Genomic DNA, 3,206 nt, shown 5'->3' on the forward strand with positions numbered 1-3,206 from the left:
CCCCTCGCGTGGTAAGCATTAATTTCACAGTAACTCCTGCCAATGAATAGCAAAACAAGCCATTATGAGCAGAAACCACAAACCTGCCTTGCCGGCAGGCAGGCTCCATAATCCTGAAGGTTTGTATTTTGTATGCTTCGCTGTTGTAGAGTGGCTTGATGTATTTACCAGAAACGAGTATAAGGACATGCTTATAGACAGTTTAACTTATTGTCAAAAACACAAAGGCATGGAGAATTTTGTCCAACCCACCATCTTTTACCTTTGTTTTAAACCGATTTTATCAAATTGTTTTATATTTTTATACTCCCCTGTTTAATTTATCCCCAAAAAACAGTGCTACAATGTGGCTTAGATGAAGTAACATAAATGAATGAGTTGTATGTCATACCCTTAAAATTTTGAAAGGCAATGAATAAAATTATCCTAACAACCCAACTTGAATTTGATAAAAGTAATTTTTTAATTGATCTGATTAAACACGATACAGGGTTACTATATGTTGAAATTATTCAACACATTCAAGGCTCGACTAATACAAAAAACACCATAAAAATTAATCCAACAGTTTTGTCAGACATCATAAAGGTACTCCAAAATTACAAGGCTAAAATGCCCGAGAAAACCGGCGAAAAATACAAGCATATAACCGATTCAGAACAATTAAAAATCCAAGAACGCTATTTAAAAGGAGTCACCATTAAAGATTTAGCTATGCAATTTGACCAAAGTGAAGAATTAATAGAAATGATTTTGAGAAACAAAGGGTTAGAAATAGTTGAAAATAAAATGCCTGAATTTATTGCAATGAAAAGAAAAAGGAGACTGAGAAAAGGGGGTAGTACTTAACCATAAGCTTAAGAAATCATACGCTTTTCTAATCAAATGCATTTTTAAAAAACCCTTATGAATAACATTAATACTTAAATTGTACTTTTGTAGTAACTTATGACAACGATGAATTTCGAAAATAAACCAAAAATAGGAACCGGGATTTATACTGCTTCAGACATAGCAGAAATACTGCGCATACCTTATCGAAAGGTTTATTTGTGGATGAACAAATATTGGGATGGTAAACTGGGTAAAGAATTTGAAATAAAATACTCCTGGCAAAATAATGGCACCAGAGCAGTTAGTTTTCATACAGTAGTGGAGTTTTATGTGATGATGCTGTTTACCGAAGCAGGTGTAAAACCAAGAAAAGTATTGGAAGCACATAAAGAACTATCCTGTTTATTCAATACTGCTTTTCCATTTGCCTTAAAAAATGTGATAGACGGCATAAAAACAGATGGTAACACAATTTTTCTTGCCACAAAACAAGGAACAATTACTTTAGATGGAACAAAACAGTTCAATTTAGATTTTATCAAATTGTTTTTTAGAAAACTGGAATTCAGTGATAATGAGTTGGCTACCCGATTTTGGCCTATGGGCAAAGACAAATCCATCCTCATTGACCCGGCAAGGAAATTTGGTCATCCCGTCATCAATAAAAAAAACATATATCCCCAAATTATATCAAACCATTACAAGGCCGGCGACCCGATTCCCTATATCGCCCATGTATATGAATTGACAGAAGAAGAAGTCAATCACGCCTTGGAATACTGTAAAGCGGCATGATCATTTACCTTGATGAAAATATGCCTCGCCACTTAGCAATGGGTTTTGATATAATTCAAAAGCCTGAAGGCTTAAAAACCGGAAAACTTCTAAACGTTGCTTATTTGCCGGATACTTTTAACCCCGGAGCAAAAGACCGTGAATGGCTGCCCAAAATAGGTAAAGAAAAAAGCTGCGTGATTACACAGGATTTAAACATCACAAGACGAAAAGATGAAATTGAACTCTACCAACAAAATGGTGTGGGTTTATTTATTTTAAGAGGGCCAAGTAGCAAAAAAGGACTATCTATTTGGGAGATGGTGCAGGCACTCTCAAAAAACTGGCCGGAAATATGCCATAAAGCTATACATGACAAAAGACCATTTGCCTATCAATTTAAATTGAGCGGTAAAATGAAACGCTTATAATTATACCCCGGATCCCGCGCGATTGCATCGCGTTGTATGGGTATATAAATAAAAACTTCATATATTTAGTACATAAAACAAATTTAGTTTCCTTAAAACACAAATCATAATGAAAGCATTATTAACTATCGTGTTAATGCTGTTTGTTAGTTTCAGTCAAGCACAATCCACTGAAGAAAACAACGAATTGGCTCAAGCACAAATTGCGGCAGAAGAATTGTGTGACTGTTTAAACTCATTTTTAAAAGAGCTACATCCAAAATTTGTAGTATTACTTTCTGAGAATGCTGAACTTGGTATTGCAAAAGCTGAAGAAAATTTCTTTTCCTATTTTGAAGCTGCCTCTACAGAAGAAAAACTAAAAATTGAAGAGGACTTTGAAAAATTTGATGAAATAGATTCAATATTGGATCAACGCTGTGAAAATGCGGTTAAGATAATTGAACAAAATAATAACTTAGCTTTTTTTGAAGCAATTAAAAATAATCTCAACAATAATCAGGAATGCGAACTGGTCTCGACCATTTTTAATTCTATTGATATGAGTCATTGTGAGGAATAAAATATTGTTTTAAAGATATTTCCCGCTCCCTCACCCCCGCTCTGCGAAGTTTCAACTCCTTTTTATTGTTTTTTCAATAGGTGTTCGCGAGTTAAGCTTGTTCCACAATCCGAATCTCCTCCTCCGTCAACCCATACAACTCATAAACCATTTGATCAATCTCTCGATCCGTTTTCTCAATCTCACCTTTTATGGCTTGGGCTTTTTGTTTTTGCTCATTAAAGTAGTGCATCCACTCGGCTTCTTCTGATAAACTCATCTGCACTTTGGCTTTTTTCAATTCTTTTAAAAAGGCTGCATAGTCCAATTCGTGCCAGTTTTGCAATTTGGTTGTGAATTTTTCGATTGGGAATTTGATTTGCAACAACCCCAAAAAAGCAGCTTCTATTTGTGCGGCATTGGCTTTTAGCTGTACTATTTGGTTCACTAAACTTTCTAACTCGGGGGCTTGTGCTACGTTGGGTACAGGTATTTGTCCAAAATATTTCCAAATTAACTGGCACCCGTTTTGTATTTGAGTGCAATATTTGGTAATAAGCCACCACCCCATTTTTGAGTTTAAAACACCTAGCAGGGCTTTGTTATCAGTTGGTATTATCCACATG

General features: G+C 35.1%; 5 protein-coding genes. 4 read left to right on the plus strand and 1 reads right to left on the minus strand.

From position 1 onward, the window contains the following. Window positions 1-411 precede the first annotated feature (411 nt). The 4 genes from AC6F75_RS06465 (at window position 412) to AC6F75_RS06480 (ending at window position 2,601) form a co-directional block, all read left to right on the plus strand. The gene (locus AC6F75_RS06465) at window positions 412-849 is read left to right on the plus strand and encodes a hypothetical protein (protein ID WP_500714137.1); all 438 of its coding nucleotides are present in this window, start codon (window positions 412-414) and stop codon (window positions 847-849) included. A gap of 108 nt (window positions 850-957) precedes the next feature. Further along, window positions 958-1,629 (plus strand): DUF433 domain-containing protein, encoded by a 672-nt coding sequence (locus tag AC6F75_RS06470; RefSeq protein ID WP_500714138.1) that lies wholly within the window; start codon window positions 958-960, stop codon window positions 1,627-1,629. Further along, the gene (locus AC6F75_RS06475) at window positions 1,626-2,039 is read left to right on the plus strand and encodes a PIN-like domain-containing protein (protein WP_500714139.1); all 414 of its coding nucleotides are present in this window, start codon (window positions 1,626-1,628) and stop codon (window positions 2,037-2,039) included. The genes AC6F75_RS06470 and AC6F75_RS06475 overlap by 4 nt, the downstream gene beginning before the upstream one ends. A 109-nt stretch (window positions 2,040-2,148) precedes the next feature. Beyond that, a complete protein-coding gene (locus AC6F75_RS06480) occupies window positions 2,149-2,601 on the plus strand; it encodes a hypothetical protein (RefSeq protein WP_500714140.1) in 453 nt (150 codons plus the stop codon). A 91-nt stretch (window positions 2,602-2,692) separates the two neighbouring features. Here the strand turns inward: AC6F75_RS06480 and AC6F75_RS06485 are convergent. Beyond that, window positions 2,693-3,206 (minus strand): DUF8810 domain-containing protein (locus AC6F75_RS06485; RefSeq protein ID WP_500714141.1); only part of this gene is annotated, 514 nt, incomplete at its 5' end.

This window comes from Planktosalinus sp., assembly GCF_059864935.1.